The 3,671-nt window shown below is 47.7% G+C and carries 3 protein-coding genes; 1 reads left to right on the top strand and 2 read right to left on the bottom strand.

What is annotated here, in order from left to right:
* Window positions 1-35: 35 nt before the first annotated feature.
* On the top strand, window positions 36-1,010 hold the full coding sequence (locus B5J94_RS02805; RefSeq protein ID WP_062501702.1) for a YheT family hydrolase: 975 nt from the start codon (window positions 36-38) through the stop codon (window positions 1,008-1,010).
* A gap of 75 nt (window positions 1,011-1,085) precedes the next feature.
* On the opposite strand, the gene B5J94_RS14920 is transcribed toward B5J94_RS02805, so the two are convergent.
* Together B5J94_RS14920 and B5J94_RS02800 are read right to left on the bottom strand one after the other, a co-directional pair.
* Window positions 1,086-1,208 (bottom strand): hypothetical protein, encoded by a 123-nt coding sequence (locus tag B5J94_RS14920; protein ID WP_255518750.1) that lies wholly within the window; start codon window positions 1,206-1,208, stop codon window positions 1,086-1,088.
* Between the two features lie 81 nt (window positions 1,209-1,289).
* Complete coding sequence (locus B5J94_RS02800) at window positions 1,290-3,611, bottom strand: FepA family TonB-dependent siderophore receptor (RefSeq protein WP_062501558.1); 2,322 nt, start codon at window positions 3,609-3,611, stop codon at window positions 1,290-1,292.
* Window positions 3,612-3,671: the final 60 nt, after the last annotated feature.

Genomic DNA, 3,671 nt, shown 5'->3' with positions numbered 1-3,671 from the left:
GTTTGGAAAGAGGTCTATTTAAAAAAGAGAACACCATGACTGCCCTTGCCACTGATTTTCGTCCGCCCCTTTGGCTAAAAAATCCGCACCTGCAAACCATTTTGCCCCGTTATGTGGTCAAATACACACCCGACTACACCCGTCATCTTATCAAAGACTCCCTAGATGAAAGCCAAGTGGCGTTTGATTACCTGCTCACCGATGACACCAAAGTGGACGGTAAATACCAAAAACCGCTCATCGTGCTGTTTCATGGCATGGAAGGGTCAAGCCAAAGCCACTATGCCAAGTCGCTCGCTCGGGCGGTACATGGGGCGGATTGTCATTTTGTGGTCGCTCATTTTCGCTCATGTGGCGGTGTGGCGGTCTCGGGCAAGGTGTTTTATAACGCAGGCGATACGGCAGAAGTTCATCATAACTTAACCCATTTACAAAATGAGTTCGCTCACATCTATGCTGTGGGTGTGTCGCTGGGCGGTAATGCCCTTGCCAAATACATGGGCGAGTACGGCTCGGACGCTATCCCTGCTCGTGCGGTCGTGGTGTCTGCCCCTGTGGACTTGGCGAGCAGTTCGGTGGCAATGGAGCGACTGCTCGGACGGCACATTTATACGCCGTATCTTTTAAACCCCATTGTCAAAAAAGCCCTAGAAAACCGCCTAACCCCTGATGAATTAAAGGCGTTAAAATCCGCCAAACGCATTGGCGACTTTGACAACGTCTTTACCGCCCCCCGTCATGGCTTTCGCTCAAAAAACGACTACTACCGCCAGTCGTCCGCCTTGCCATATTTGGCGGACATTGTAAAGCCCACGCTCATCATCACCGCCAAAGATGACCCATTTTTGGGCGTAACTGCCGAACGCTCGGACGTGTCGGCGGATGTGGAGCTACTAGATACCACCTATGGCGGGCATATCGGTTTTATGAATTATGATTATCGCACTCGCTCGTTTGATACAGGCTTTATCGGTCGGCAGGTGGTGGGGTTTTTGGGCGTGTCGTCATGATACCCGCCTATCAATGATGTAGGGCGCGCCTACCATTGATAGCATTCTTATAAAATATGGCAAAATTTGACAATTTCAGCCAATTTTTGCATGAAAAATGGCTAAATCTTGTTTTTCATCGTCAAAAACTTGTCTGATAGAACAACAATTAGCCTGCATTTTTTCCTTGAAAAACGTGCGATTTTTCTCATTTTTCATTGCAAATACCAATATTTAACACGCCCTAATAAAAACACCCAAACCATTGATGGCTTGGGTGTTTTGGTTTGGAAAAAGTATTTAAAACTCATACCTTAAACTGGCAAAGTACGAGCGACCCGGTTCGTTATAACTTTGGCTTATTGTATTATCACGCAGTTTTTGCTCATCAAAGACGTTGTTTATCCCAATGCGTCCACTGACATGGTCATTAAAATAGTAGCCCGTATTGACTGAAAATACGCCATAGCTTTTGACGTCTTGGTTATGTAACAAGCCGTCTTTGCTTGAATTTTCAATGTTGCTTTCGGCAAACTGACGTGCTTTTTGGCGACCATAGAGAGTATAAGTGGCATTAACATCCCACTTATCATTAATATCGTAACCAAGCGTAGAATTCCATGTGTAAGTCGGAATCAAAGACAAAGGGTTGCCCGTGCGTTTATCCACGGACTCTATCATGTAGGTCAAATTGTTATTCCAACGCCAATTACCATGCGACCATGTCACACTACCCTCCAAGCCCTCCACTTTGGCTTTGGGGATGTTCTCCCATTGTAGTAGATTATAGGTCATGTTGGTGGTGGTGTTGCCACGGGTATAAGGCAGGGTGACGGTATCTATGACCTGAGTGCCTGAGCTGATTTTGTCTTTGTAGTTATTGTGAAAATAGGTCAGGCTGGCATTAATACGCTCATCACGGTACTGCACCCCAAGCTCGGTGTTTAGTGATGTTTCGGGTTTTAGGTTCTCATTACCTTGTAGGACACACCATTGCCCTGTTGGCACCAGTCCAATCGGACAGCCCTGCCCCCGAGTGCCGAGCAGATAGCCTGATGAGTTTTGATACAAATTTGGGGCTTTATAAGCACGAGCCACGCCTGCTTTTAGTGTCCAGTTGTCATTTAGATGATGGGTAAGGTTTAGGGCAGGGCTGATGTTCGAGCCTGATTTGTTGTGATGGTCATAACGCAGGGCAAGCACTAGGTCGGTAGTCTCGGAAAGTTTTAGGTTATCCTCAACATACAGCGAGCTGATTTTTGACTCAGCACTACTTCTATCACCCTTGACAAAGGCGTCGGCATATAGGGCGTTAGTGTCTGTGCCTGTGGCAGTACCCTCGTCCATGTTAGCGGTGTCATTTAGCTCATCTTTGACATACTCCGCCCCTATGGTCAGTTTTTGGGCAACACCAAAATGAAAGGGGATACTGCTCTCGCCATGCACCCTAAATGTTTTTAACTTAGTATCCTCAAAATAGGGTGCGGTATGACTAATCACGCCCTCGGGTCCACCTGCCAAACCTTCGTTTAGGCGAGTGTTTTTGGTTTGGTCGTACTGAATGGTAAACTGACTGTCACCCCAATCATAGACCCCGTCATGAGTCAGGGAGTAGCCGTCACGACGCATGATGTTCGTCTGGCTACCGATAAGACTGTTTAGGTGGGCGTTGCTTTGGGCTTGTGCTCCTGTGGTCGTGGCACTAGAATCACGGTTGGAATACTGGGTGTCGCCTGCGTATTCATTACCTTGACGCCCATGAGTCACATCAAAGTTTAGGGCATGGTTTGGGCTAACTTCATAAGTCAAACGCAGTCCGATATCTTTATTTTCCACCCCTTCACGTCCTGCTGCTCGTGCCAGATAGGTTGAACCATTGGCATTAGTATAAGGCACCAAAGGATTGATGTCTGCCTCATCCATGTCGGTTTGGTTTAGATTACCATAGAGTCTAAATCCTAACTTTTGGGGGATTATCGCCCCACTTAGGCTGGCACTGACACGACGGCTATCACCTTCTTTGCTGTCTTCGGGCAGATTGGCGTAAATCTCTGCGGTGCCTGTTAGCTCATCACTTACCTTTTTGGTGATGATATTGACCACGCCACCCATCGCTCCACTGCCATAACGGGCGGCGGCAGGACCTCTGACCACTTCTATTTTCTCTATCGCTGTGGTCGGTATCCACTGCGAGTCACCACGGGTATCACGCTCGCCACGCCAGCCATAACGCACCGAGTGACGAGATGTCACAGGCTTACCGTCCACCAGTATCAAGGTATTTTCAGGTCCCATGCCCCGAATGTCAATCTGACGGTTATTGCCACGCTGACCTGTGGCAGAGTTACCGGTTAGGTTCACCCCTGGCATTTTACGCACCATCTCCGAGATGTCGCTTTTGACGGGGGCAATCTCCAAATCTCGTTGGCTAATGTTAGACACGCCCAATGACTGCTTGACTTGTCTTTGGGCGGTGATGACTTCATCAGGCAGTACGACATGCGGTTCGGCAGGGTTGATAGGGGTGCTACCGTCTTCGGCAAAAGCGACAGCACTCATTATCATAACAAGGCATAAGGACAAGGGCTTATGCTTAAAGATAGGGCTTAACTGGGCAGGCATAATCACTCCATACTCTATGATAAAAGTAATTTACAAAACAGCAATAAATCTCTTTCCAAA

It is taken from the genome of Moraxella lacunata, from assembly GCF_002027545.1.
Lineage (GTDB): Bacteria > Pseudomonadota > Gammaproteobacteria > Pseudomonadales > Moraxellaceae > Moraxella > Moraxella lacunata.
The sequence above is the reverse complement of the archived record's forward strand: the minus strand, read 5'-3'. Positions and strand labels throughout refer to the sequence as shown.